General features: G+C 47.4%; 23 protein-coding genes. 1 reads left to right on the top strand and 22 read right to left on the bottom strand.

Annotation, left to right across the window (positions count from 1 at the left end; genetic code table 11):
* Positions 1 to 53 precede the first annotated feature (53 nt).
* The 18 genes from HI950_RS16850 to HI950_RS16765 all read right to left on the bottom strand — a co-directional run bounded on the left by HI950_RS16850 (position 54) and on the right by HI950_RS16765 (position 18,330).
* Positions 54 to 470, bottom strand: coding sequence for an Rrf2 family transcriptional regulator (locus tag HI950_RS16850; RefSeq protein ID WP_169089765.1), 417 nt, complete (start codon positions 468 to 470; stop codon positions 54 to 56).
* A 151-nt stretch (positions 471 to 621) separates the two neighbouring features.
* Positions 622 to 1,353 carry a cyclase family protein gene (locus HI950_RS16845; protein ID WP_169089763.1) on the bottom strand — a complete coding sequence of 244 codons (732 nt, stop codon included), beginning with the start codon at positions 1,351 to 1,353 and terminating at the stop codon, positions 622 to 624.
* 27 nt (positions 1,354 to 1,380) lie between these two features.
* A complete protein-coding gene (locus tag HI950_RS16840; RefSeq protein WP_169089761.1) occupies positions 1,381 to 2,313 on the bottom strand; it encodes an ABC transporter substrate-binding protein in 933 nt (310 codons plus the stop codon).
* Positions 2,314 to 2,635: 322 nt separating this feature from the next.
* Positions 2,636 to 3,184 carry a hypothetical protein gene (locus tag HI950_RS16835; RefSeq protein ID WP_169089759.1) on the bottom strand — a complete coding sequence of 183 codons (549 nt, stop codon included), beginning with the start codon at positions 3,182 to 3,184 and terminating at the stop codon, positions 2,636 to 2,638.
* The gene (locus HI950_RS16830; protein WP_169089757.1) at positions 3,177 to 4,934 is read right to left on the bottom strand and encodes a sensor histidine kinase; all 1,758 of its coding nucleotides are present in this window, start codon (positions 4,932 to 4,934) and stop codon (positions 3,177 to 3,179) included. Before HI950_RS16830 ends, HI950_RS16835 begins: the two co-directional genes overlap by 8 nt.
* Positions 4,931 to 5,611, bottom strand: coding sequence for a response regulator transcription factor (locus tag HI950_RS16825; RefSeq protein WP_169089755.1), 681 nt, complete (start codon positions 5,609 to 5,611; stop codon positions 4,931 to 4,933). Before HI950_RS16825 ends, HI950_RS16830 begins: the two co-directional genes overlap by 4 nt.
* A gap of 354 nt (positions 5,612 to 5,965) precedes the next feature.
* On the bottom strand, positions 5,966 to 6,535 hold the full coding sequence (locus tag HI950_RS16820) for an SF0329 family protein (RefSeq protein ID WP_169089753.1): 570 nt from the start codon (positions 6,533 to 6,535) through the stop codon (positions 5,966 to 5,968).
* A gap of 194 nt (positions 6,536 to 6,729) precedes the next feature.
* Positions 6,730 to 7,554 (bottom strand): ABC transporter permease, encoded by an 825-nt coding sequence (locus HI950_RS16815; RefSeq protein ID WP_223285324.1) that lies wholly within the window; start codon positions 7,552 to 7,554, stop codon positions 6,730 to 6,732.
* Complete coding sequence (locus tag HI950_RS16810) at positions 7,551 to 8,504, bottom strand: ATP-binding cassette domain-containing protein (protein ID WP_169089751.1); 954 nt, start codon at positions 8,502 to 8,504, stop codon at positions 7,551 to 7,553. The genes HI950_RS16815 and HI950_RS16810 overlap by 4 nt, the downstream gene beginning before the upstream one ends.
* A gap of 77 nt (positions 8,505 to 8,581) precedes the next feature.
* Positions 8,582 to 9,403 carry an NAD(P)H-binding protein gene (locus tag HI950_RS16805; protein WP_169089748.1) on the bottom strand — a complete coding sequence of 274 codons (822 nt, stop codon included), beginning with the start codon at positions 9,401 to 9,403 and terminating at the stop codon, positions 8,582 to 8,584.
* A complete protein-coding gene (locus HI950_RS16800; protein ID WP_169089746.1) occupies positions 9,400 to 10,314 on the bottom strand; it encodes a helix-turn-helix transcriptional regulator in 915 nt (304 codons plus the stop codon). The genes HI950_RS16805 and HI950_RS16800 overlap by 4 nt, the downstream gene beginning before the upstream one ends.
* Before the next feature lie 301 nt (positions 10,315 to 10,615).
* Positions 10,616 to 11,374 carry an ABC transporter ATP-binding protein gene (locus tag HI950_RS16795; RefSeq protein WP_169089744.1) on the bottom strand — a complete coding sequence of 253 codons (759 nt, stop codon included), beginning with the start codon at positions 11,372 to 11,374 and terminating at the stop codon, positions 10,616 to 10,618.
* Between the two features lie 4 nt (positions 11,375 to 11,378).
* Positions 11,379 to 13,700 (bottom strand): ABC transporter permease, encoded by a 2,322-nt coding sequence (locus HI950_RS16790; protein ID WP_169089742.1) that lies wholly within the window; start codon positions 13,698 to 13,700, stop codon positions 11,379 to 11,381.
* Between the two features lie 66 nt (positions 13,701 to 13,766).
* Positions 13,767 to 14,411: a TetR/AcrR family transcriptional regulator gene (locus HI950_RS16785; protein WP_169089740.1), complete on the bottom strand. Its 645-nt coding sequence runs from the start codon at positions 14,409 to 14,411 to the stop codon at positions 13,767 to 13,769.
* Between the two features lie 173 nt (positions 14,412 to 14,584).
* Complete coding sequence (gene rlmD, locus HI950_RS16780; protein ID WP_169089738.1) at positions 14,585 to 16,066, bottom strand: 23S rRNA (uracil(1939)-C(5))-methyltransferase RlmD; 1,482 nt, start codon at positions 16,064 to 16,066, stop codon at positions 14,585 to 14,587.
* Positions 16,067 to 16,275: 209 nt separating this feature from the next.
* Positions 16,276 to 17,184 (bottom strand): diacylglycerol kinase, encoded by a 909-nt coding sequence (locus HI950_RS16775; RefSeq protein WP_187768115.1) that lies wholly within the window; start codon positions 17,182 to 17,184, stop codon positions 16,276 to 16,278.
* 66 nt (positions 17,185 to 17,250) lie between these two features.
* The gene (locus HI950_RS16770) at positions 17,251 to 18,030 is read right to left on the bottom strand and encodes a sirohydrochlorin chelatase (RefSeq protein ID WP_169089734.1); all 780 of its coding nucleotides are present in this window, start codon (positions 18,028 to 18,030) and stop codon (positions 17,251 to 17,253) included.
* Positions 18,031 to 18,039: 9 nt separating this feature from the next.
* A complete protein-coding gene (locus tag HI950_RS16765) occupies positions 18,040 to 18,330 on the bottom strand; it encodes a YerC/YecD family TrpR-related protein (protein WP_053372669.1) in 291 nt (96 codons plus the stop codon).
* Between the two features lie 235 nt (positions 18,331 to 18,565).
* Between HI950_RS16765 and HI950_RS16760 the strand changes: the two genes are divergently transcribed.
* Positions 18,566 to 19,096: a hypothetical protein gene (locus HI950_RS16760; RefSeq protein WP_169089731.1), complete on the top strand. Its 531-nt coding sequence runs from the start codon at positions 18,566 to 18,568 to the stop codon at positions 19,094 to 19,096.
* Positions 19,097 to 19,757: 661 nt separating this feature from the next.
* Here HI950_RS16760 and HI950_RS16755 read toward each other — a convergent pair.
* From HI950_RS16755 to HI950_RS16740, 4 genes are all read right to left on the bottom strand, one after another.
* The gene (locus HI950_RS16755) at positions 19,758 to 20,753 is read right to left on the bottom strand and encodes an inorganic phosphate transporter (protein ID WP_169089729.1); all 996 of its coding nucleotides are present in this window, start codon (positions 20,751 to 20,753) and stop codon (positions 19,758 to 19,760) included.
* A 24-nt stretch (positions 20,754 to 20,777) separates the two neighbouring features.
* Entirely contained in the window at positions 20,778 to 21,389 is a 612-nt protein-coding gene (locus tag HI950_RS16750) for a DUF47 domain-containing protein (protein WP_065386477.1), read from the bottom strand.
* Between the two features lie 221 nt (positions 21,390 to 21,610).
* Positions 21,611 to 22,684: a DUF3048 domain-containing protein gene (locus HI950_RS16745; RefSeq protein WP_169089727.1), complete on the bottom strand. Its 1,074-nt coding sequence runs from the start codon at positions 22,682 to 22,684 to the stop codon at positions 21,611 to 21,613.
* 193 nt (positions 22,685 to 22,877) lie between these two features.
* Positions 22,878 to 23,699, bottom strand: a complete 822-nt coding sequence (locus HI950_RS16740) for an alpha/beta hydrolase (protein ID WP_169089725.1) — start codon at positions 23,697 to 23,699, stop codon at positions 22,878 to 22,880.
* Positions 23,700 to 24,038 lie beyond the last annotated feature (339 nt).

Genomic DNA, 24,038 nt, shown 5'->3' with positions numbered 1-24,038 from the left:
TATAATGATTTTGGTTACAACGACGGCATAAAAAAAGCTCTATGAGCTTTTTATTACACAAATTTTGCTGCCAGCTGACTTAAGGTCACTTGAGCCAGTCTTTGTTCCATCGCGGATTGGGCTTCCTTCATTTCAAAACGAAGAGCGGCTTCAATATTCCGGCCAACCGGGCAATTCGGATTCGGTTCATCGTGAAAATTAAACAGTTGACCGTCATCGATGACTTCCACTGCGTGGTAAACATCCAGAAGCGTTATCTGATCCCGATCCTTCAGCAAGGAAGCGCCCCCTACTCCTGGACGAATGTCTATCAACCCCGCCTTCTTCAGCATCCCCATTATTCTGCGGATGATTACGGGATTCGTATTTACGCTGCCTGCAATGTAATCGCCGGTACAATCTTTGGGGCTAACGGCGATTAGAGATAGGATGTGGACAGCAATGGAAAATCTGCTACTAATCTGTTTCACTTCGCATCACCACCGTTGTAACCATTGTAGTTACTACCTGTCGAAATGTCAACCCATAACCCGCTTCCATGATCGAAAGAAACAAAATAAGACGCGCCGGAGAGCGATTCCCAAGCGTCTTCTTTTGATTGTTAAGTCATGCTAAGAAGTATTATTTCACTCGCACTGCCGGTTTATCAATCAATCCTTCAATCGCGAAAGCGCGGCACGGCGCTCCGTCGGTGCCTTTCAGCTTGATCGGCACACAGCCGAACAAAAATCGGGGCTGGGTAATACGACCCAGATTCGTCAACCATTCCAGCATGACGATGTTTTCCTCGAGAAACGTGAAGTGATTCGGGCTCCAATCCTCGCTGCTCCATACCCGCCCATCCGGAGGATGCAGCGGCGAATCGCACAGCATGAAATCGCCCGCAACGGATTTGATCTTCTTCTCCTTCAGCCATTCAGCGGCATCCGTCGATAGCCCGATCATTTCATCCCAGAACCGGAATGTCCCCCATGCTTTATCCGTCCAACCCGTCCGAATGACGACAATGTCGCCCTCGCGGATGTCGGCACCGGATTGCATTAAATCTTCCGCCGTCACATAAGAGCCCGGTTCTTTATGCAGCATATCTACCATTACCGCCTCGCCGATGAATGAATCCAGCGGCACTTCATGATTTTGCAATCCGCCCTCCAAAAAATGCGCGGGAGCGTCGTAGTGGGTAAAGTGCTGCGTGCACATCGTGAAATTATGGGACTGAACTTTGTTTTTCTTGAGTGATGCGACTTCCACTATCTTTGTAGACGATTCCTCTTCGCCGTACACAAGGCTTCTAGGGAATCCGGCATATTTCGTTTCCTCATCAATGATTAAGGAGAGATCTATTATTTTCATGACGGGCAATGCCTCTCTTTCCTATGCTTATTTGAGAAGACCAGAGCTTTCAAGGAACTGCTTGGCGACATCCTTCGGCTTCATTTTGTCGTTATCTACTTTGGCGTTCAGTCCGGCCATCGTAACCTGATCCAGCCTGTCTGCAAGCAGGTTCAATGTTTCGCCGACCTCCGGATACTTTGCCAGGAAGTCCTGTTTAAGGATCGGAGCAGGAAAATACGGAGGAAAATATTGTTTGTCGTCTTCCAGAGTGATAAGATTCAGCCCGGGAATCCGGCCATCCGTTGCGTAGCCGACAAGCACGTCGATTTGGCCGTCTTGGAGCGCCTGATAAGCGATCCCGTTATCCATTTCCTTGCGCCCCTTGAATTCAAAACCATAGATTTCTGCCATTCCCTTATATCCGTCACCGCGCTTAAAAAATTGATCATCGGTACCTAGCACCATATTCCGCGAATGCTGAACCAGATCACTGAACGTTTTCACCTTCAATTTTTCCGCTGTTTCTTTTTTGATGATCAGGGTGAACGTATTAGAGAATGGCATAGGCTTCAGCCATGTTAATCCATATTTCTCCTCGTAGCCTTTTTTTACTTTCTCATAGACCGTAGCCGGGGTGTCATCCGGCTGGAGCTCATTTTGCAGAATGTGAATGTATCCCGTCCCGGTATAGTCGGCATAAACCTGAATGTCGTCGTCTTTCAAAGCTTGCAGGAGTACATGGGAGATGCCTAGTCCTTCTTTCGTGGAAATATGATGATCCGTCTTAGCATCCAGAAGTTGCGCCATGATTTCCACCAGGATTAATTGCTCGGTGAACGGTTTACCGCCAACCACAATGTTCGCTGGCTGATTCGCGTCGGCCAATTCTACGCTGTCGGCGGGCTTCTCGGACGAAAAGCTGCATGCGCTTAGCACTGCCAAAACCAAAATCATCATACCGATTAGTGCTCTTTTCATTGTCGGCTCCTCCTGTTGCTGGTTTGAAAAGTTCAAATAGTGATCATCCATTATTAATTCCTACTATTTCTATATGTAATATATTTGACACCTATTTCGCTGTCAACCACTTTTATGATCTTCAGGTAAGATAACGTGAAGATTGTTGCAAGCAAAGAAAAGGACCAGCCTAAGGGCCGATCCTTTTCAGGTAGGGGCAGAGAACTAAATCGTAAGTGCAATACCGATGAATCATGAACGCGTGCAAAATTAGATCAAGGCCACATGAAGCTTCGCAGCACTCCCCTATCCAGCAGCAGCCTCATTCATTGATTGGAAACGTTTACTTCAAAGTCATTTCCTTTTTCCACGTTAACTCCTTGCCTTGCTCATCCTTGAACAAGAACACAACCTGCCCTTTCTCGCCCTTCATCGTATCCGGGTAAAAGAAGCCTGAGAATTGCCCATCGCCGCTAATATAGAAGCCATCTCCACCGCTTCCTCCATGTTCAATGGCTTCTTTAACCGAATTAACGATCAGGTTCTCCTTGGACACCCACTGCATTTCGGCTAGCATGTATCCTTCCGGAAGCTGCTTTACCGTGAAATCGAAGCTGTTGCCCTCAATCGGCTTCTCCGTCTGGTCAATGACAATTAATATTTTCTTGTCGGAGACAGCGTCCGCTTCATCTGAGTTGTCGCCGGATGTTTCGTTCTCCGGCTTCGTTTCAGACGTATCCGTATCCGGTGCTTCAGTGGTGACAGGAGATGCAGCATCTTCCTCCGTAGCGACCGAATTTGGTGCTCCGTTGCCCGATTGATTGCCGCATGCGCTCGCTAGCAGCAGTACGAACAGAGCTGAAATCAAATAAATATATTTTGGTTTAGTCATGGGTTGTTCCTCCGCTTTCATCTAATGTAAAAGAGAATGCTACGCCTTGCTTCGTGTTCGTCACGCCATACTCGCTGCCATGAAGCTCTAGAATGTGCTTGATAATAGCGAGTCCCAGACCCGTACCTCCGGTTTTACGATCCCGTGAACGCTCCGCCCGGTAAAAATGATCCCAGATCCGGCTGATATCCTCTTTAGGAATAGCTGGTCCCCTATTTTCGATGACGGTTGTCACTTTCCCGAGTGGCATTCGCTGGATGTCGATCGTAATGGTGCTGTTCTCCACGGCATGCCGGATGGCGTTGCTCATGAAATTTAAAATGACCTGTTCAAGTCGTCTAGGATCAGCCTGTACGTACAGCCCTTCCTCTTCATTCGCGTTTATCCGCAATTGAAGCTGCTTCATCTCGAGCTGCTGAGCGAATGAATCGCCAACCCTCTGAATAAAGCTTGCCAGAGCAATGCTTCTTGGCTGCAGCTGGATGGCCTTGGCTTCGAATTTGGACAGCTCCAGCATATCCATAATTAATGCATTCATCCGATCCGTTTCATTGACGATGAGGGCCAAATAACGCTCTCTTTTTTCGCTTGCCACCTCATCCTGCAGTCCTTCCGCAAAGCCTTTCACAATCCCTAGAGGAGTTTTCAACTCATGGGAAATGTTCGCGATCAGCTCTTTGCGGAGCTGCTCGGACCGCTGCTTCTCCTCCACATCCTCCTGCAGCCTCACATTCGCATGAGTCAGCTCCTGCATGGCTATATCCAGATTCCGGGACATCGCAACCATGCTTCTGGACAGCTCCCCGAATTCATCCTTCGAATGGATGGTCGGCTGCTCCGTAAAGTCCAGCTTGGCAAGACGCGCTGCCGAACGGCTCAGCAGCACCAAGGGGCGGGAGACAATTCTGGAATAAATCAACGACAGAATAATCGCAAGGAGAACGATAACCGGCGCCAAATAAACGACATATTGCTTAAGAACGCCAACAGCTTCCCCGACTGGCTGCATAGAGGTCATAACGAATAAATAAGCATTCCCCTTGCTGCCAACTGATAGCTGTCGTATGAGAATCGTATATGGGATGCCACTCCATTTGTCCTGCCATTCCAGCTGTATGACCGAATCGTTACCCAGACGAGACTGCCATTGTTCAGCTTGAGGAGTCAAGTCCAGAAGCGCATCATCGACAAGAGCATCCTGATAGAGAGGATTGTATGACCGCTGCTCCGGCAGCATAAGATGCGTTACCACCCCTTGCACACGTACCAAGCCCTCTTTAAGAGCGGCATCGGTCTGCTGAATAACAACGGGCAGCATAATGGTATCTTCCTCATCCATGAAGATCCCGTCGACGACCAGCGTTTCTCCGATTTGTATCTCTTTCGGGATCTCATCCACTGTCATGCCCTCTTCGGAGATCCGCACCGTAATCGTCTTGCTGCCTGCTTCCAGCTCCAGAAAATAGGGATCTATGCTTGTTCGTTCAAAGCGGGTATTCAGGATGGCTGTACTTGTATCATGTTCATTCATGAATGCGCCCAGCAGCCTTGACACCTGCTGTTCACTCGATTTTGCCTGTTTGTATTGCTGAACGAATTGATTCATGCTCTTCTCTAAGTCATTAATCTTGGACATGCGGTAAAACCGCTCGAAAAACATTCCTTGTGCAAGCAGCAATAAGGAGAACACAAGCAGGATCAGAACAGATGTGACAACGAACAGTTTAAGGGCTACACTTTGCCTTTTCATTGTTCCGTCTCGAATTTATAGCCGGAACGAATAACGGTGGCTATCGATCGTCCTTCGTCTCCCAGCTTGGCTCTTAATTTTTTGATATGGGTGTCCACCGTGCGCAAATCCCCCAAGTAATCGTACCCCCAGACAGCGTCCAAAATATACTCGCGCGGCAGCACCTTGCCGTAATGTTTGATGAGAAAGAGAAGCAGATCGTACTCCTTGGGCGACAAATTGATCTTAGTTCCCGCCACAAAGACGGTATACGCCGACCTGTTCACCGTTAATTGACCAAAGACAAGCGTGTCCCCCTCGCGCCCCGTCGTCCCTTCCGTTCTCTTCATCAAGGCTGTAGCGCGGGCTACCAATACCCTTGGACTTAGCGGCTTCGTTACGTACTCATCAGCGCCAAGCTCAAACCCCATCAGATGGTCGTCATCCTCTGCTCGGGCGGTCATGATCATAATCGGGACGTCCGACTTTTCCCTGATGCGCCTGCATACCGACCATCCATCGATTTCCGGCATCATAATGTCGAGAACAACCAAATCAACGGAGTTCTGTTCAAATATTTCAAGCGCAATTTTTCCGTTCTCCGCTTCAAACACTTCCCATTGTTCCTTCTTAAAATAGTCCGTTATCACCTCGCGCATAAGCATATCGTCTTCGACAAGCAATATCGTTCGTTTCATTACGCTGCACTCCGCTTCCGCCAGCATCTCTATGTTTTATCGCTTCCCATTACCCATTGTAGAGAATGGCTGTGTACTTTGTGTGTATTTCAAATGAAGGATTCCGACATCCCATAAATCATGCATTCTCACAATTGTATCATCGGGATGCAAAAACTCACAATTGTCTGCCCATTCAGACGGAACCACAATCCATTCTTAAACGCAAAATCGAGTTTGAATCCATTCTCATCTCCCTTTACTTTTCTTCCTATATACAACAAACCCAGTACCATCAAGGCACTGGGTTTCATTTTATAGATCCTGTATTCGTTTTGCAGAGCTCTCGATTGGCGGTGAAGGAGTTATTTATTTTCATAACGTACGAAGCCGTAGTTCATAAAAATACTGCACAATGGGATGCTTTAACTTCATCTTCTCGGTCATGTTTAACATTCGCTTTTTTCCAACTCGTCTGTCCACCAAAGCTAGAATATTCAATAAGATATCATTGCTCTCTAAGCTTTCCTCTATAGAAATGGATAAAAACTTATTAGCTACAACGACAAAATTTGATTTACTTAATGATGACTGTGCTGACATAAGCTCTTTTGCATATACTGATATTTTTCTACCTCTTGCAATTACTTTTAGACGATCCTCCGGAACGATCCCCTTGGTATCTTTTCTGACCGCTTCCATTTCTTCATGGCTGATAGGAATTTGGATATCTGAATCATTCTTAATTTCCAGCTCCGTCTGATACCATCTGATTAAGGTAGTTGTATCACTCATATTGAGCACGTTCTTTTTATCTACCGCAATATAACAAAGTCCTGGTTTGTCAGGCAAATAACGGTAGCTGGTTGCACGGTATTCGACCCTTCCATATAACGCAGGACAGAGAAAACTCTCCAGTTGCTGCTTCAATTTGCTCCAGGACATGTAATCCTCCTATGTTCTATATTATTAATACCTATTGAGGCAGTCATTCTATTATCTATAATACAATAACCAACACATCGATCATACTAAATACAAGTAACCCCAACTGAGCTAAGCCGAAGATCGTGTTGAATGTATTAGTCGGCTTTTTAGAACGGTCAAATAAAAGGCAATTATATCATTCATCAATGAAGTTAGCGATTATTTTTAGTCAGATACAAATACAACGTTATTGGGGCGAAGATGACGATCAACAGCAGACAAACGCCAAGCCCTGCTGCAATGTCCGATGTGCTTGCCGTACCATTCATAAGTCCTCGTACTGTCGCAACCGCAATGCTGATTGGATTGATATCCACTATGACCCCAATCCATTTCGGCATAGTTGAAGAGTCTACTAAAATGTTGCTCGCAAACAATAGGGGATACACCAACATCATGCTTGATCCCGATACCGTCTCGGGTCGTTTGGCCAAGATACCAATCATTGAAAAAATCCAGCTCACACTAAAGGCGAAAAAAATGATAAACAAGATAGCTATTATTGTGCCCTTGATCCCATCCTCCGGGCGGAAACCGAGTAGCAACCCTGTTCCACAAGCTACGAGCAAAGCGATTGTATATCTTAGTCCATCAGTCAATAATGGTCCGAGCACGGAGGCCGGCTGCCAAAAAGGCATCGTTCGAAAACGGTTGTATACCCCTTTCGAGATGTCCTGGCATAAGGTTGTCCCGCTATAGACGGTCATAGGAACAACCGTAAGAACGAGGATGCCCGGCAGCAGAAATTGGATGTATGCTTCAGTGGAACCCGCAATGGCGCCACCGAACAAAAAATTAAAAATGAGCAGCATCATAACAGGAGTCAGAATGGCATCCATTGCAAATCCAAAAAGATTGTTTTTCGTATTTTGCCATGTTCTCCACATGAGGATTGTTGTCGATGTTAAGGAATTTGGACTGCGTGGCGCGGACCTTCGTAACAACATCGATTCATTTAGGTTAGGGGTACTGTTCATTGAACGACCTCCTTCTTCTGTTTAGAGGCAGTTAAAGCAAAGAATACTTCGTCCAAACTTGGCTCACTTAGCGAAAAGTAGTCTATCGGAACTTTATTGCTCACGAGCGTATGTATGGCTTGGCTCGCGAGAATGGCTTCTTGCACCGGTATATTATAATCAAGCGGATCATTGCCTTGAAATCCGGTCAAATGATGATAATCAGCTAACAAGCGGTTGATGGTTGCTTCATCTGTCTGTTCTGCCAATCGAATCGCTAACGTTTTGCCCCCAATGGATGCCTTCAATTGAGAGGGTGTCCCTTCGGAAACAATGTTTCCTTTATCGATTACAGCGATTCTGTCAGCCAACTGATCGGCTTCCTCCAGGTATTGGGTTGTCAGCAACACCGTCGTTCCCTGCTTCAAAAGCGAGCGAACCACTTCCCACACCCCTATGCGACTTTGAGGGTCTAATCCGGTTGTCGGTTCATCCAGAAAGATAATTTCCGGCAGGGTAACGATGCTGGCGGCAATATCTAAGCGTCTGCGCATGCCTCCGGAATAGTTCTGAACCATACGATCCTTGGCATCCGATAGCGCGAACGATTGAATCAGTTGTTCCGCTATAGAACGTGCTTCTTTCGGAGAAAAGCCATAAAGTCTGGCAATCAGGATTAAATTTTGTAGCCCTGACAACCCTTCATCAAGGGCAGCGAACTGCCCAGTCAGGCTTATTTTCTTTCTTACTTCTTTGGGGTGCTTCACCACATCATAACCAGCTACAAGCGCAGTTCCTCCATCCGGCTTAAGAAGTGTGGACAGCATCTCTATAGTTGTTGTTTTTCCAGCGCCGTTAGGGCCAAGCAGGGCAAACAGTTCCCCTTTTTTGACGCATAAATGAATGCCTTTGACCACCTCTTGATCGTTAAACGATTTTCGGAGGCCATTGATTTCAATCGCATAAGACATTTCTGATCCCCCCCTTGTCCTCTTGATAAAAGAATGCCCTGGTTGGAACCAAGGCACCTTGTTTGAATTTTGACTTTTTATAAAAACTCATTTTTATGTTCAAACACCCATTCCGCGAGTGTTCTGGCAGGACGTCCTGTCACTTGCTCCACAGTGGGGACGACCGTGTGTCCGATTTCGGGTGGATTTTTGCCCATAAGGACAAAAAAGTCGATATCCTCTTCTTCGTAGCCCTGATCTCTCCAGTTTTGTCTCGCTTGCTCCTCCGACAGTTCATCAAATTGAACATCCTTGCCGATCCCTTCACTAATCGTCCGGATCGCTTCTCTACGCGAAAAAGACTGCGGACCTGTAAGAATATAACTTTGTCCGTGATGACCATTCTCTGTGAGAGCCGTAACAGCGACGGCGGCAATGTCTCCCTCGTGGACTCTGGCACTCGGCGCGTCTCCGAAAGCGTCTCGAACAACCCCCTCCGAACGAATCGAATCCCGCCAGTCCATAAGTATATTGGCCATAAATTCTCCCGGCTTTACAAGTGTCCATTCCATCCCACTATTTTTAAGCGCTTCCTCCACAGGCCCCTCTTCATAACCGACCAACACGGCGACCCGTTTTACACCGGCTTGCTCCGCCAATTCAATCACTTTGGGCTGAGTTTCCAACGTCGCATTAGCCTCATCGCTGGAAATGATTAAGAACAATCCATTAACGCCTTCCAATGCGGTTTGCAGCGTATCTGGCTCATTCAAATCTCCTGCCACGACCTCAACACCCTCCGGTAAATTCGCTTTTGCCGGATTGCGCGACACCGCTCTCACCTGTTCGCCTTTTTGCACAAGTTGATCCACAACATGTCTTCCTACCGTTCCTGTAGCACCTGTTACTAATATTGTCATTTGATAATTCCGCCTCCCATTTGCTTATAAAGCTCTTGTATTTCTTTGATTTTTTCCAATAAATCATGCTTCAACTCATCAGGCGAAATGATAGTCACCTTTGAACTGTAGCTTAGAATTATAGAAATCGCATATTCTTGTGAGTAGAAAACCGTGTGTACGTCAATATAATCCCCATGATGCGTACACTCTCCCTGAAACTGCTCGAACACTCGAGGCTGGGCAGTTAAATCAAAACGAAGATGGGCATTTACGCCTTGAGTCTCTTCCTCAGCCTGAAGAGAGGATATTTCTCTAAGTTGAAAATGGTCGCTTAACACTTCCAACTCGTTGATCCTTGACACCCGGAAGAATCGTTTCCCTTGATGCGATAAGCAATATCCCTCCAAATACCATGTCCCGCGCTCCCAATACAACTTGATTGGCTCCACCCTTCTTTGAGATAAGGTGCCTGTTGCGCTTGTGTAAGAAAATGCAATGACTCGGGTCCGATTGATCGCATGAAGGAGCGGATGAACAATCTCCTTCTCGCGTTCTGATGTGCTCATATCAAATATGATCTTATCGTGATATCCCCCATTCAACAGAGCAGGCTGCAGACTGGAAAGCTTCTGCATTAACGAGACGGATTGGCCCCCCATGGCTCCTTCCATGCCCTTAAGAAGATTGTAGATGACCGAAAAATCATCAACAGAGAAGTGCTGTTTCGTTAAGAAGAAACCGTTCATCAGTTCAAAACCGCCGTCAGTACCCGTAAACGAAGCAACGGGTATGCCCGCTTGATTGATCAGATCTACATCACGATAAATCGTACGAATGGAAACCTCGAATCTAGCTGCTAATTCTGTTGCCGTCACTCTTCTTCTTGTAAGCAGCTCCATCGTAATTCCGAGCATGCGATCCAGTTTCATCTTTTCACTCCTCTTCTTCCACGACTTATCGGCCCATCTGTTTGAAAGCATAACATTTGAATCCTGACATCATGTATGTCAGGATTCAAAACGAAAATTAATAAACCTACCGATTTGAAGTCTTGGAGATATTCAATGGAGCTTAAGTCCCCTCTTTACTAACTCCGCCAATACAGCTCAACACTATTAGTCTTACCTAACCAACAGTGAGCAACATTCCATATACGTCGAGCATTGTAACAAAATCAAAACAAAAAAACGACATCTCTGCCGTTTTGTTTTAAACTATTGGTGGAGATAATCATATTCCGATTTCCCGCATTTTCACCGTTACTTTTTCGACCCGGCCATCCATATCCGCCCCGTCAAACTTCGGAAGCTTCAGCTCGCTTACTATTTTTCCGTCGTGCATAAACATAATACGCTCCGTCCGCGCCGCAACCTTCGCGTCGTGAGTTACAAGCATAACCGCAGTACCGTCCGCGTTGATTTCGGAAAATATGTCCATAATCTCCTGCGCGGATACGGAGTTGAGTGCACCCGTGGGCTCGTCGCCGAAGATGATTTTCGGGCTGTTCATAAGCGCACGGCAAATTCCAGCACGCTGAAGCTGACCTCCCGATACTTGTGTAATCCTGCGCTCTTCAAGTTCTCCAATGCCTACCCTTTTCATAAGGCCTCTTGCTTTCTCCGAAATTTTTGCTGCGTTTTTTCTGTTGTCGCGCATAGACGTAAGAATGATATTGTCGAGGATATTCAGATTTTTCAACATAGTCGGCTGCTGAAAAACAAATCCCATAACCGTCCTGCGTATATCTGAAAGCTCATTCTCAGAGGCCGCCGATAAATCCTTGCCGCCAAAAACGACCTTGCCGCCATTCACGTTATCCGTTCCGCTCAATGCGTACATCAACGTCGATTTTCCCGAACCCGAAGGTCCCATTACTGCAACGAACTCGCCCTCATTGATTTCAACGGACACTCCGTCGAGAACATTGCGTTTTTCATCGCCCTCACCGAAAGATTTTACGATTCTATCACAGATAAGTATCTTCTCCATAGGTCTACTCCTTTATATGTTCGGAAATTTTGATTTGTCCGGCGCGCGCTGTGCCGAGCCAAGTTGCGATTAGCACCGCGCAGATCATCATCAGCGGACTAAGCAGATACGCCGAAAGCGGATTAACTGCAAAGTTAAACTTCGATACTCCGAACGAAGAGATCACCTTACCCGCAAGTATCTCTCCGAGTGAGTTGGCCAGAAGCGTGCCGAGAACAATTCCGATGATCAAAATGAAAATCGAACGCGAAACAAACTGCGCCTTAATATCCGAGTTTGTAAAGCCGAACGCTTTCATGACGGTAATGGAATATCTGTCCTTTGTGACAAGCATTTTCATAAATAACAATGTAACTAGTACCGTTATCACCAGCGCAACAGCAATTGCGGCGTTGGAGGCAATTTCGACGGAGCTTATTGTCGAGCCAAGGGTCTGTTTAACAAATTCATCAATGTCTGAAGTCTTTGCAAAATCAAACTTGTCAGCATATTCCGCAACCTTCGCGTCAACAAGGGATTTATCCGAAACTTCAGCGGAGACAATGCTCCACATAATACCCGCCGAATGGTCGGTGAATACGGCCTTGGCGGTTTTGCCGCCGTTGGTAATGTCGGAATAGATTCCGCTTACTGTGAGATCTTTCTCCAGTCCCTCAATCACCAGCGTAATGACATCGCCGACCATAAGGTTCAGCTCATCTGCGTATATAGTCGAAAGCGCAATTTCGTCATCTGTGGCAGGTGCTTCGCCCTTGGTATATGCGATAGGAAATATCGAATGGTCGCCGAGTTCGATTTTAATATTTTCCTCTGATCCGTTTTCCATCTTTGCTTTGAATGTTTTTGTTGTAAGGACAGCAACCTTTGAAATGGCTTGATCGCTTTTCAACGTATCTACGATTTCAGAGACTTTATCAGCGACATTGTCGATATTGCCGGACAACTGTATGCGCAGATCGTAGTTTCCAATCCCCATATAACTGATGAAGCTTGATGAGGAAATCGAGCTGTACAGGTTCTGCGGAACAATTATGATGAAAGCCGAAATCACCAGCACAGCAAGCATTGTGGCGTAAAGTCTTTTCCTTGCGAGAACATCTTTGATACCGAGAAAAATATTCGTGTTAAGCAGCCTGTTTCCGCTTAGGGTAAAACGTTTTGCACCCGCTGCCTTTTCCTGTGAAGTGCCAAAGCGGATGGCTTCGGCGGCGGATATTTTCCGGAATCGTCTAAGTACTCCGTTAACATAGGCAATAATCGCAAGGAATACAAGCAATATGCCGACGATTCCTAAGACATAAGCAAAAGAAGAGTTTTCGCTTTCCCCCATATAAAGCCGTATATTTTTAAGAAGCATGCCTTTGAAAACAAACGAAAGAGCAAAACCAAGAATAGAGCCTGCCGCCGCAATTGCCGCGTATTTCACCAGATAAATCTTCTTGATGTCGGAAATGCGCAGCCCTATTGCTTTCATAACTCCGATTTCACGGTAATCGTCTTCGATTTTCGCAAGGAGCGTAAAGCGTATGCACATGAACGAAATGGCAACGACAAGCACGCTTACCAGAAGGATAACCCCAATCATCATCCCGTCGGAAATTGCATTCATCATTCGGAAAAGAGCATATGTAACCGTTGGTCCGTTCATCTCAAGTCCTGCGTTGGCATAAGCGGTTTCGAATGCGCCTAGCCCTGACATATCCTTTAATCTGAACTCAATCAGATACTCCGGATTGCTAGGGGTTTTAAATTCTGCGTAATCATTGCTGCTTACAAGAAATCGCTTTGAAGCGGAGAGTGATGAATTCATTGTCGAATCGCGTAAGAAACCCGCAACGGTAAATTCTTTTCCACTTATTACGGCCTTGTCCCCGACCTTAGTGGTGTTGTCCTTCATATAGCTTACTGGAACATAAACCTCGCCGTTGGATACGTTAATTACGTTACCTTCAAGATCTAGTAGATAATCGAATTTCTCGCTCTGTACGCTTAGCCCGTTGTCCTGAACGCTGTTCGCGAGCGATTTTTCACCAAATACAAATTGCTCGCCATCAATGTTCAGAAATTCAACCACCTGAAATTCATCGACATTGCTGTTCTGCTTTGCGAAAGCCGCAAGCTCCGCAGTATCAATCTCACCTGAGTGCATCTGCATAAAATGCGGCGTTTTCGCTTGTGTCATCAACGTATCCAGCGCTCCATAGAGATTGACGGCGAGTATCGCCGCGAGCGAAACCAACATAGCCGCGGCAGCAACGAATATCATCGTTGTCAGTGTAATCAATTTGCTCTTTAAAATGTCGTTGCGGATTATTTTGTTATACATATGTCACCTCTTATTTTAATGCTTTTTAAACCCCAAACTCGAATGACGTAAGGCCGCTTCCTATTATTATTTGTTGCCTCCTTCTCCGCCGCCAAACATCTGCATAACGGACATAAGGCTTCCGCTTTCGGCGCCGAGCAGCCTTTCTGCGTTGAAAACAAACGCTTGAATGCGGGAAGCCCGCTCTTCGTTCGTCATTTGAACCATATCATCATCAAAAACGGTATTCGTATATACAACAATCATTTCCATGCACTCATACGGGTAAGGCGTGTTAAATAGTCCCTGCTGCGTGCCCTCGCGGATGATTCCCGTCAGTATCGGCGTAATGCCATTGATGATAACCTTTTGTATTTTTTGATGCAAAAGCGCGTTCTGCGGCTTGTGAATGTGCTCCATAATTTCCTTACTGCTTCCTCCGCTTAAGTTCAATGCCATAACAACGCGGATTATCCGCTCGACTACGGGTATACTCTTGTCTTCGGCAATTTTCTGCGCTGCACCTAAAAGACGGACATTATACCGCTCAATCAGCGCGTCCATAATATGCTCCTTCGACTTGAAGTGATAATACAGCGTCCCCCGCGCAATTTCGACCTTTTCGAGAATATCGTTTGTACTCGTGCCGTCAAAGCCTTTCTGACTGAAAAGCTCATCCGCCACGTCAAGTATTTCGTTCTTGCGTTCCTCGGCTGCTTTTACAACTCTCATTCTTATATCTCCTCGTTATCGACCGACTGCCTGTCGGTTTAATAATAGCATGTTTTAATGTTGTGTTGTCAAGAGGGCGGTCTAACTATCATCAATTGCCTTCACAGCGAGATTCGACCTTAGAGGCTTAATTACACCAATAAAAAAAGGGGCTTTCGCCCCTAAGTACCCTATTAAGGCGTTGCCCATTCTATCCACACGACTGTCTCCACATGTACCGTATGCGGGAACATATCCACAGGTACCACCTCAACCGTCTTATACCCGCCGTCCTCTAGCACCCGCAAGTCCCTTGCCAGCGTAGACGGATTACAGCTCACATAAACCACTCTCTCCGGCTGCATCGCCAGAATCGTCTCGAGCAGCGCCGGATCACAGCCTTTGCGAGGCGGATCGACGACGATCACATCCGCCGTAATCCCTTCCTTACGCCAGCGAGGGATAACAACCTCCGCAGGTCCAGCTTCAAACGACGCGTTTGTGATGCCGTTTAGCTCGGCATTCCGCGCCGCATCCTCAATCGCTTCCGGCACAATTTCCACGCCATAGACGCGGCCCGCCTGACGAGCGAGGAACAGCGAGATCGTACCAATGCCGCAATAGGCGTCAATGACGGTTTCCGAGCCCGTTAAGCCCGCATATTCGACCGCTTTGCGGTATAGCTCCACCGTTTGCATCGGGTTCACCTGATAGAAAGATCTCGCCGAGATGGCGAAGCGAATGCCGTCGAGCTCATCATAGATGACCTCGCTGCCCCATAGGACGTGGGTCACATCGCCGAAAATCACGTTCGTGTCGCGCTCATTCACATTTTGAACGATGCTCTTCACGCCTGGCAGCTCCTCGCGAATGCGCTCAACCCAGCGATCCGCCATCGGCAGCTTCTTGCCGTTGGTTACAAGCACAACCATGATCTCGCCAGTCACAACGCCAGTCCGCGCCATCACATGGCGCAACACGCCGCGGCCCGTAGTTTCGTCATATGGCGCTACGCCAAGCTCGCGCCCGATGCGCTTCACGACGCGAATGACCTCATCATTGTGCTCATGCTCAATGAGACAATCGTCCATGTCGATGATTCGGTGACTGCCGCGCGCATAGAAGCCAGCAATTAGTTGTCCGTCATCCGAATTTAAACCTACAGGTACCGAAGCTTTATTCCTATAACGCCAAGGCTCGTCCATGCCAACCGTCTTGTGTACAACAATGCCCTCACCCTCGGCATCGCCCTCTCCAGCCACTTTCAGCTTCCCAATGCGCACCAAATTATCCACGACATGCTGCCGCTTCCACTCGAGCTGCGCTGAGTAATCGAAATGCTGCAGCTGGCAGCCGCCGCATTCCTTAAAAATGTCACATGGCGGCTCCACGCGCGATGGACTCTTAAGCACCAGCTCTTCAAGCCGTGCATATCCATACTGCTTCTTCACCTTCATGACCTTCGCCCGCACGCGTTCACCAGGGAGCGCTCCCTGAATAAAAAGGGTAAAGCCGTCAGCGCGGCCTACCCCTTCACCATCATGCGTCAGGCCGATTATATCGACCGTGACCTCTTCGTTTTTTTGAAAAGGCGCATCTACTGGAATCGCCGCCGCATTCGTACCCGCCGCGCCGCGCGATCTCCCCTTGCCGCCTCTGCTTCTACCTTTATTCATAAACTCTCTCCGCTCTATCTTCAATGCTGTTGCTTTTCAATAACTATTCATTGTTTCATTGTTCTATTGTTTCATCGTTTCATTGTTCTATTGTTTCATCGTTTCATTGTTCTATTGTTTCATCGTTCCACTATCCATTATTCCCTAATTACAATATCCATCCGTGCTTAGCGAATGCTGACTCACCTGTTACATCCGAAGAACCGCGCTTAGCGATACGTCGACTCACCAGTCTCATCCGCAAAAATACGCAGATGCGACGGCAGCACCGAGAATGTGCATGGCAGCACGCCGCCATATTCGCCATCGAGGTTTATTTGGACATAATCCGGCGTTGTGACCTTCAGCTCATCCGTGCGGAAGTGGATCACATGCGGATCGTTCAGATGCTCGCCGCGCAGCGCGAGCGTCACAAGCTTAATAAATTCCGGCAGGTTGCACTTGCGAATCAGCAGCACATCCAATAAGCCGTCATCCAGCTTGGAGTCAGGCGCGAGACGCTCGAAGCCGCCGACCGAGTTGCTGTTGCAAATGAGGAACATCATAAACTCGTCATGAAATTCTCCGACGCCGGCCGCTTGAAAGGTCAGCTCAGTCGGGCGAAGGCGGGTCATTTTCTCCATGCCCTTCATATAATATGCCAACTGCCCGATCATCGTCTTCAGCTTACTAGGCACATCATAGGTCAACTCCGTCAAGGAGCCGCCCCCGGCAATGTTGATAAAATACCGCTCATTCGCCTTGCCGACATCAATCGGCCGCGTATATTGTTGGATGATCAGATCGACCGCATACTCCCAATGCTTCGGAATGCCTGTCGCCCGCGCAAAGTCATTGGTCGTTCCCACCGGCAATATGCCAAGCGGAGGCCGATTCGCCTTAGCCGCCAAACCATTAATAACTTCGTACAGCGTACCGTCGCCACCCGCAGCAATGATCATATCATAGCCGCGATCCGCCGCATCCGCTGCCGCAATGGTCGCATCTCCTTCACCAACCGTCGCGTGGCAGCTCGTTTCAATACCGCCCTGCTCAAGCCGCTGGAGAATATCAGGCAGACGTTTTTTCATTTCTTCTCTTCCCGATGTCGGGTTATAAATTAATCTCGCCCGTTTGATTGCCATCCCGGTTCACTCCTAACCATCCAATCAACCAATCTTCTATGTTCCAGACGATATGTCTACTTAATTATTTAAACGCTGCAAGCCCATGTACATCTGTCGCTCCAACCATCGTTCAATCGCTGCATGTGGCAGCATCGCTCTGCCGTTATACCGATACTCAAGCCCAGCAAGACGCGTTGGAATGACATGGTTCGTAAAATAACCCTGGCTCAGGAACAGCGGCACCACGATAACCGCTTCCTCCGGATTAGCCGCCTGCATCGCTGCAAGCTTAGCCGCTGCTTGATCGGGCAGAAGCATCGCATATTCGGCACGCTTATAACCGCCAAGCACTCGAAGACGCTCACCGAGCTTCATCAGCCCTTCCTGCCAGCGCTCATGGAATACCTTTTCCTTGCTTCCGTGGCCTATCAACAGTAAAGCTTCCTTCTCTGGCTCCGAGGACAGCTCTGCAATATTCATCGCGAGCAGCTCTGCGATTTCCGGATCGTCGTCAATCGGCACTCCATAATGAACATTGGCAGAAACGCGGAACGTGCCAAGATCGCCTTCCAAATCCGAAACCCATGGAAAACCGAAGGCTTGCCCGATTTCATCCACGTGCGTGCTGCCTGAAGATAGGAACAGCGGCACGACGAACATATCCGTCACACCTTGCTCCTCAAGAGCATCGATTCCATCCTGAATAAGCCGTCCCTCGACAATTTCAAGAAAGGACGACATGATTGGAACGTTTGACAAGCGCGGCGACAAAGCCGCTGCCGCAATCGCATGATCGACTAGCTGTACCCAAGCGGTTTCCCTGGAGCCGTGACTAATAATGAGAATGCCAGGCTTCATTGACGGAACCTACCTTCCAAGACGCTCTAAAGCCATTTTATACCCGTCATTGCCGTAATTCAAACAACGCTTCACTCTGGAGATCGTTGCCGTGCTGGCACCTGTCTCCGCCTCGATTGCATTGTATGTACTGCCCTTGCCCAGCATACGCGCAACTTCAAGTCTTTGAGATAAGGATTGAATCTCATTCACCGTGCACAAATCGTCAAAGAACACATAACATTCCTCAACTGATTTCAATGTGAGAATCGCTTCGAATAATTGATCTATTGCTTTATCGTTAAGTTTTTTAAGCTGCATTCGTATTCACTCCTATTAAAACTAATGTAACTATTGTATCTTTTTTACCTGTTTTTTTCAAACATTACCGTATTCACGCTTTACAGAACGGAAGAACCAAGCGGTTGCTTTTTGAAGCATACACGCATACAAGCACAGGGCATTTATCTAGAAAAAATTCCGCACTCGGGACATTCGTCCAATCCTTATGTTCGCCTACCCCATAGACTATTATAAAAGAAGGGTTGTGATCCGTGTGAATTATCGCAATAACCCCGGTACCGGCAACCAGCATTATGATTGGCACGGCAGAGAGCGCCTAGCGGCAGAGCAGCTGAGCAAGTCATCTGGCGCAAAGTCAACCGGCTTCAGCTTTGCCGCAGACCTGCCAACTATGCCGCCAGCAACAGTGACGCCGCCAACGCAGGATATCCTGCCCGCCGTCATACCGGAGTCAACAGCTGAGATAATCGAAACGACCGCCACTTCCAAAGCAGGCGGCTTCTCCCTTTCCAATCTACCCAACCTAACCGAAATCAAAGGTTTTGTCGACCGCATTGGCGGCATCGACGGTATCCTTACAACCGTTACGAAAGTACAGAAGGTGATGTCTAGCGTCTCCCAAATGGCACCGCTTGTCAAAGTGCTCATGGGCTCCTTCAAAAAACCCGACAAATCGGATGACGATGAAGTTGAATGGAAACCAAAACGCCGCAAGCGTCGCAAACCTGCTTCGGGCACCGGAGCGGGCAACGGGGCACGTCGCCGCAAGCCAAAGCGCCGTTGATCATCTCCTTCAAGAAATACACCCTGATTGCCGAGCGCTATGCGCAGCAATCAGGGTGTATTCATTTCATCCACAGCTGTGGTCGATTTGTGCATAAATCAAATTATTCTGACACTTTATTCATTTATGCACCATTTCACACATCCATTAAAGGGTTATCCGGTTGTGGATAACGCATATTCCCTGCCTGTCCACAGCATTTATTCCATTTAACGCTTGAATAATCAATTCGCCTGTGCACAAGTGCAACCTTCGACATGTTTCGGCAGCCTTCTCTGCGCATAACTTGCACAGCTAGGCTTCCATGTGAATATCCCGCACCATGCACTACATCGATCATACATAAAATCACGCGAAACTACGGATGTATCCACAATTGTAGCGCCTTTCATCCCTTACCCAGCAGACATTCCTATCCCTAAAAAGCTGCACAACTAAAAGATGCGTACAGTTCCATTATTCATACACAGCTGTTACTAATTATGTGCATACGCGCAATTTTCGCCGTGATTCGCCAGCGGTTGTCCACAGCGATTTGCACGTCGCAGTCCATCCAATCGACCTGCAGAGAACACAAAAAATAGTGAGAAAAATCTCAATCCCCATGAGCGGAAGCTCATGGCGAGTGAGGTTTTCCTCACTATCTCATTGTCACTCCATCTTATAGGAAGAAGAAGTGAATAATCCAATAGAAGAACATCGCCATTAAAACAGTAATCGGAATCGTAATAATCCAGGCTACGATGATACGGCCTGCCACTCCCCATTTTACAGCGGAGAAGCGTTTTGCACTACCAACACCGAGGATTGACGAAGTAATAACATGAGTTGTACTAACGGGCAAGTGGATCATCGTTGCCGTTAGGATAACGGCAGCAGAACCGATATCTGCCGCGAAACCGTTGATCGGCTCGATTTTGAAAATTTTTGTACCCATCGTCTTAATAATTTTCCAGCCGCCAACCGATGTACCTAGCGCCATTGCTGTCGCAGCGGAAATCTTAACCCAGAGCGGAACGTCCATCGTCGTCTGAAGGCCGGATGCAACAAGGGCAAATACGATAATGCCCATCGCTTTTTGAGCGTCATTCGTGCCGTGCGAGAACGATTGGAACGCAGCCGTGAGAATTTGGCCAAACCGGAAACCTTTATTCACTTGATGCGGACTTGATTTGGCAAAAATCAATTTCAAAATCCACATGATGATAAAACCAGCAGAGAAAGCGATCAGCGGTGAAAAAATCAACGCTTGAACGATTTTGATCAGACCGCCGGAGTTAATGGCGCTCATGCCTGCACCGCCGATGACTGCTCCTGCAAGAGAGCCAATCAAAGCATGTGAGGATGAGGAAGGAATACCGAACCACCATGTAAGCAAATTCCAAGCGATTGCCGACAACAATGCTGCGATAACAATTGGAACGCCATGCTCCAGCTCCGCCGGATTGGCGACGCCTTTACCTATAGTCGCTGCAACGCCCGTAAAAGTAACTGCACCGACGAAGTTCATGACGGCAGCCATAACGATTGCGACGCGAGGCTTTAATGCCCGCGTGGATACGGCTGTTGCAATCGCGTTCGCCGTATCGTGAAACCCATTTATAAAATCAAACGAAAGCGCCAAAAAGACAACAATCCATAGAACGATTAAATCCATTGTGTAATACTCCTACTCCTCAGATTAGCTGTTACGCATAATGATCGATTCCAGCGTATTAGCCACATCTTCGCAGAAGTCGGTCGTTTGCTCCAGCATCTCGTAAATCTCTTTGCGCTTCATCAGTTCAATTGGATCTTTGACATTCGTAAATAAGCTCTTGATGCAGACCCGAAGCAGGTCATCCGCTTGGTTCTCCAGCTCGTTAAGCGCAATGTTCGGCTCGCGAATCGCAAGCAGTTTACGCTCTGTCAACAAGTAGATAGCCTTCTTAATTTGGTGAGATGAACGAACTAGAATATCGCCGAACAGCGTTATGTACTCATCCTTTTCACGAATGTTGTACATCTCAAACCGGGACGCGCAAGCTTCAATGCCATCAAGCACATCATCAAGCGAAGTAGTAAGGGCCATAATATCCTCGCGCTCGATCGGAGTGATGAACGTTTTGTTCAATTCCTTCAAAATCGTATGCACGTATTTGTCGCATTTGCTCTCGTATTCCTTCATCGTCTTAGCGAAAGCTGATACATCCGATAGATCTGATAGGCCTTTGGCGAAATACTCAACTGCCTCAACAATGGCGTCTGCCATTTCTTCGAACGTCTTAAAGAAAATATCCTTTTTCTTGAACATCGTAATCCCCTTTATCCGACTTGATGTTTAGGCGTACTGTTGTGAGCCCACAATATCTTAACATAGTTTACATGTGAATTGTTAAGAGAATGTAAAGGTTTTAAGAAAACTTTTTAATTTTCATAAAAAACATAAAAAAGACACAATCTCGAAACAAGATTGCGTCCCTTCTATCCTTGGAAGCTCATCCGTTAACGTCTGTTAACAGTGTTTCCAAACTACTACGATTGTACCCATGTAACATGTCCTTCGAATGTCGGATTGTTCGGCACGATATGAAAGAATGTTTTGCCCGGAACAAATGGCAGCTCTTCCCCGTTTATCACGATTCTAATCATGCCATCGGAAGCACGTACCCATTCCGCTTCGATCGCTTTACCCTTCTGGAACAAAATCGCCGAGCCTCCCTCATTCAGGTCCACGGAAAGCCGCCCTTCATTGTCCAGCGTCTTGTGATCCGCACCAAGCACGACTAGATTCGCAGCCGAAAGCTGCTCGTTATTATTTAGGTCAATATGCGGCTTGTCGCCGATCGAACGTTTGTATAATCCAGCCGCCGAATCGTATTTGTAGCCCACACTATAATTTTTGAGTAAAAAGGATACCGTAATGTCGCTTGCCGGAACGCCGATCTCCGTAGAACCCGCTTCCGCAAACGTATAAGGCGGAACCTGCTTATCCATGCTGTATTTTTTCTTCTCAGCGCCCGTACGCAGCTTCTCCAAGCTCGAATAAAGATTATGCGGCGCTTTCCGTTCCTTGCTTCTCCAGAAATAGCTGCCCGCATTCGAAATTTCATCCAAATAGGGCTTGCCCTGCCGCTGCAAAACCGCATAGCCGTCGTTGCTGGCGCCTGCATGGGCGAGCACCGCTCCAAAGCTATCCCCAATATCGATCAGATAAGGCCTGATGCTGCGGATCGGACCAATGGTATCCGTTGCTGCGCTTGTACTTTGAAATACGGCAATCAACCGTGTAATGCCGCCTTCCGCAAGCACTTCCCAAATGACATCAGCGTTTGTCAGCCCCGATTGCGGACGAGCTGCTGCAAAATTGTTGATCATGACGACAATCGGCCTTGCAGTAGCAGCCTTCTCTAGCTTCAATCCGGTTAACGGCGCATCAAAAGGTAGCGGCACAGCCGTAGCAACGGGCTCAGCCATGACCGTCGGTTCGCTCGTTTCACTCGTTTGCTCCGGAGATTCGTTGCCTCCGTTGCCCCCGCTGCATGCCGTTAGAAATAGACTGAGCGACAATAATAGCAAAACTGCCGAATTTTTAATTTTTTTATTCATGCACAAACCCTGCCTTTTCCCGCTTTGCTCAGCTTGTATTCGTTTTCACTTAACTTCCATTTAAACACAATTCAGGACGTATGTCTCGACAAATAAGATAACGGCAAATACAAACGCCAAACCAAATAAGAAGAAGCAAGCTTTTTTATAATCAAAAAAAGCTCGCCCCTTCTTTTCATCCTATTTAACTCGCTTATATACTCCAGTGATGCCAATCCTCTTGCTGCTTGTCGAGACCGTTCAGCCACTCTGAGGTAACGCGAATCGCTCCCTCCTGATGTTCGCGGGCAGAATACGTATGATTCGCTTGAAAAATAATTTCCTTGTCGCATAAGCCTTCGCTGCGCGTCCAGAAAACCTTCTGGTAGAGGAAGCTATAGTCGACTGGAATGAGCTCATCGCTCGTTCCATGGACAAGCAGCACCTCCCCGCCAAATCTAGTCGCCGCTTGAAACGGCTGATGCTGAAGCAGCGACTCGAAAAACACAGGCTGCAGCGTATAGCCTTGGTAATCCGAGCTGCCTGTCGTAACCGCATTATCATAGCTGCTGCGTCCGACGATTCGCACAATATCATTAAAAGGATAAGCAACCGGTGACCATAGCACAAGCCGCTTTGCCCGTCTGTCCTTAACGGCCGTCATAATCGCAACCGCCCCGCCAAGACTATGGCCAAGCAATACGATTCGAAGCGGATCCACACATTCCATGCTTGCCACATAATCGATCGCGCTTCTTGTTTGGTCTACCATCGAATCGAAGCCAAGCGCGCCATAATCGCCGCTGCTCTCGCCACATCCGCCGTAATCAAAGCGCAGGACGTAAGAGCCTTGCGCTGCGAGCGCGCGCGCCGTTTTCACAAATAAACGATCAACTCCTACACGGGAGCCAATGAATCCATGGCATATAATAATGGCTTGCCTTTTCTCTGAATCGGTTTTGTTCCCGTCAGTGGGGTAATGCAGCGTTGCCGCAAGCTCAAGCCCGTCGTGTCGCAGCGTCAAGTGCTTTTCCATCCCGATAACCTCCTGATAGCTTATATATAATAATTCCTACCCGTATACTTTGAATTAACGATAAACCCATAATAGCATCACTGCTCTCAGCCTGTCAATCACACAAAGGAAAATAAACCCGTTCGCGGAGTTATCCTCGGTTATTATGCCATATCAGGCTTGCGATCATTATTTTGCCGCTTAATCGGGACATACTATGCACATGAAATAACATGAAGCAAGTTTTGCTTCACAAAACTTTAAAGCCCATGCTTACGAAGCAAGTTTTGCTTCACAAAACTTTAAAGCTCACGCTTACGAAGCAAGTTTTGCTTCACAAAACTTTTAGGAGGTGCTTCC

Source organism: Paenibacillus sp. PL91 (genome assembly GCF_012935325.2).
Taxonomy (GTDB): domain Bacteria; phylum Bacillota; class Bacilli; order Paenibacillales; family Paenibacillaceae; genus Pristimantibacillus.
Note: the sequence above shows the minus strand (reverse complement) of the source record. Positions and strands in the feature narration are given on the sequence as shown.

Bases quoted from the DNA above. Each gene is read 5' to 3' on its own strand.
- HI950_RS16750 (WP_065386477.1), bottom strand. From the start codon at position 21,389: ATGTTCAAGAAAAAGGATATTTTCTTTAAGACGTTCGAAGAAATGGCA.
- HI950_RS16810 (WP_169089751.1), bottom strand. From the start codon at position 8,504: ATGTCTTATGCGATTGAAATCAATGGCCTCCGAAAATCGTTTAACGAT.
- HI950_RS16785 (WP_169089740.1), bottom strand. From the start codon at position 14,411: ATGAGAGTTGTAAAAGCAGCCGAGGAACGCAAGAACGAAATACTTGAC.
- HI950_RS16840 (WP_169089761.1), bottom strand. From the start codon at position 2,313: ATGAAAAGAGCACTAATCGGTATGATGATTTTGGTTTTGGCAGTGCTA.
- HI950_RS16830 (WP_169089757.1), bottom strand. From the start codon at position 4,934: ATGAAAAGGCAAAGTGTAGCCCTTAAACTGTTCGTTGTCACATCTGTT.
- HI950_RS16765 (WP_053372669.1), bottom strand. From the start codon at position 18,330: ATGCAGCTTAAAAAACTTAACGATAAAGCAATAGATCAATTATTCGAA.
- HI950_RS16770 (WP_169089734.1), bottom strand. From the start codon at position 18,030: ATGAAGCCTGGCATTCTCATTATTAGTCACGGCTCCAGGGAAACCGCT.
- rlmD (WP_169089738.1), bottom strand. From the start codon at position 16,066: ATGAATAAAGGTAGAAGCAGAGGCGGCAAGGGGAGATCGCGCGGCGCG.
- HI950_RS16745 (WP_169089727.1), bottom strand. From the start codon at position 22,684: ATGAATAAAAAAATTAAAAATTCGGCAGTTTTGCTATTATTGTCGCTC.
- HI950_RS16820 (WP_169089753.1), bottom strand. From the start codon at position 6,535: ATGTCCTGGAGCAAATTGAAGCAGCAACTGGAGAGTTTTCTCTGTCCT.
- HI950_RS16805 (WP_169089748.1), bottom strand. From the start codon at position 9,403: ATGACAATATTAGTAACAGGTGCTACAGGAACGGTAGGAAGACATGTT.
- HI950_RS16755 (WP_169089729.1), bottom strand. From the start codon at position 20,753: ATGGATTTAATCGTTCTATGGATTGTTGTCTTTTTGGCGCTTTCGTTT.
- HI950_RS16795 (WP_169089744.1), bottom strand. From the start codon at position 11,374: ATGGAGAAGATACTTATCTGTGATAGAATCGTAAAATCTTTCGGTGAG.
- HI950_RS16815 (WP_223285324.1), bottom strand. From the start codon at position 7,554: ATGAACAGTACCCCTAACCTAAATGAATCGATGTTGTTACGAAGGTCC.
- HI950_RS16835 (WP_169089759.1), bottom strand. From the start codon at position 3,184: ATGACTAAACCAAAATATATTTATTTGATTTCAGCTCTGTTCGTACTG.
- HI950_RS16790 (WP_169089742.1), bottom strand. From the start codon at position 13,700: ATGTATAACAAAATAATCCGCAACGACATTTTAAAGAGCAAATTGATT.
- HI950_RS16800 (WP_169089746.1), bottom strand. From the start codon at position 10,314: ATGAAACTGGATCGCATGCTCGGAATTACGATGGAGCTGCTTACAAGA.
- HI950_RS16825 (WP_169089755.1), bottom strand. From the start codon at position 5,611: ATGAAACGAACGATATTGCTTGTCGAAGACGATATGCTTATGCGCGAG.
- HI950_RS16740 (WP_169089725.1), bottom strand. From the start codon at position 23,699: ATGGAAAAGCACTTGACGCTGCGACACGACGGGCTTGAGCTTGCGGCA.
- HI950_RS16845 (WP_169089763.1), bottom strand. From the start codon at position 1,353: ATGAAAATAATAGATCTCTCCTTAATCATTGATGAGGAAACGAAATAT.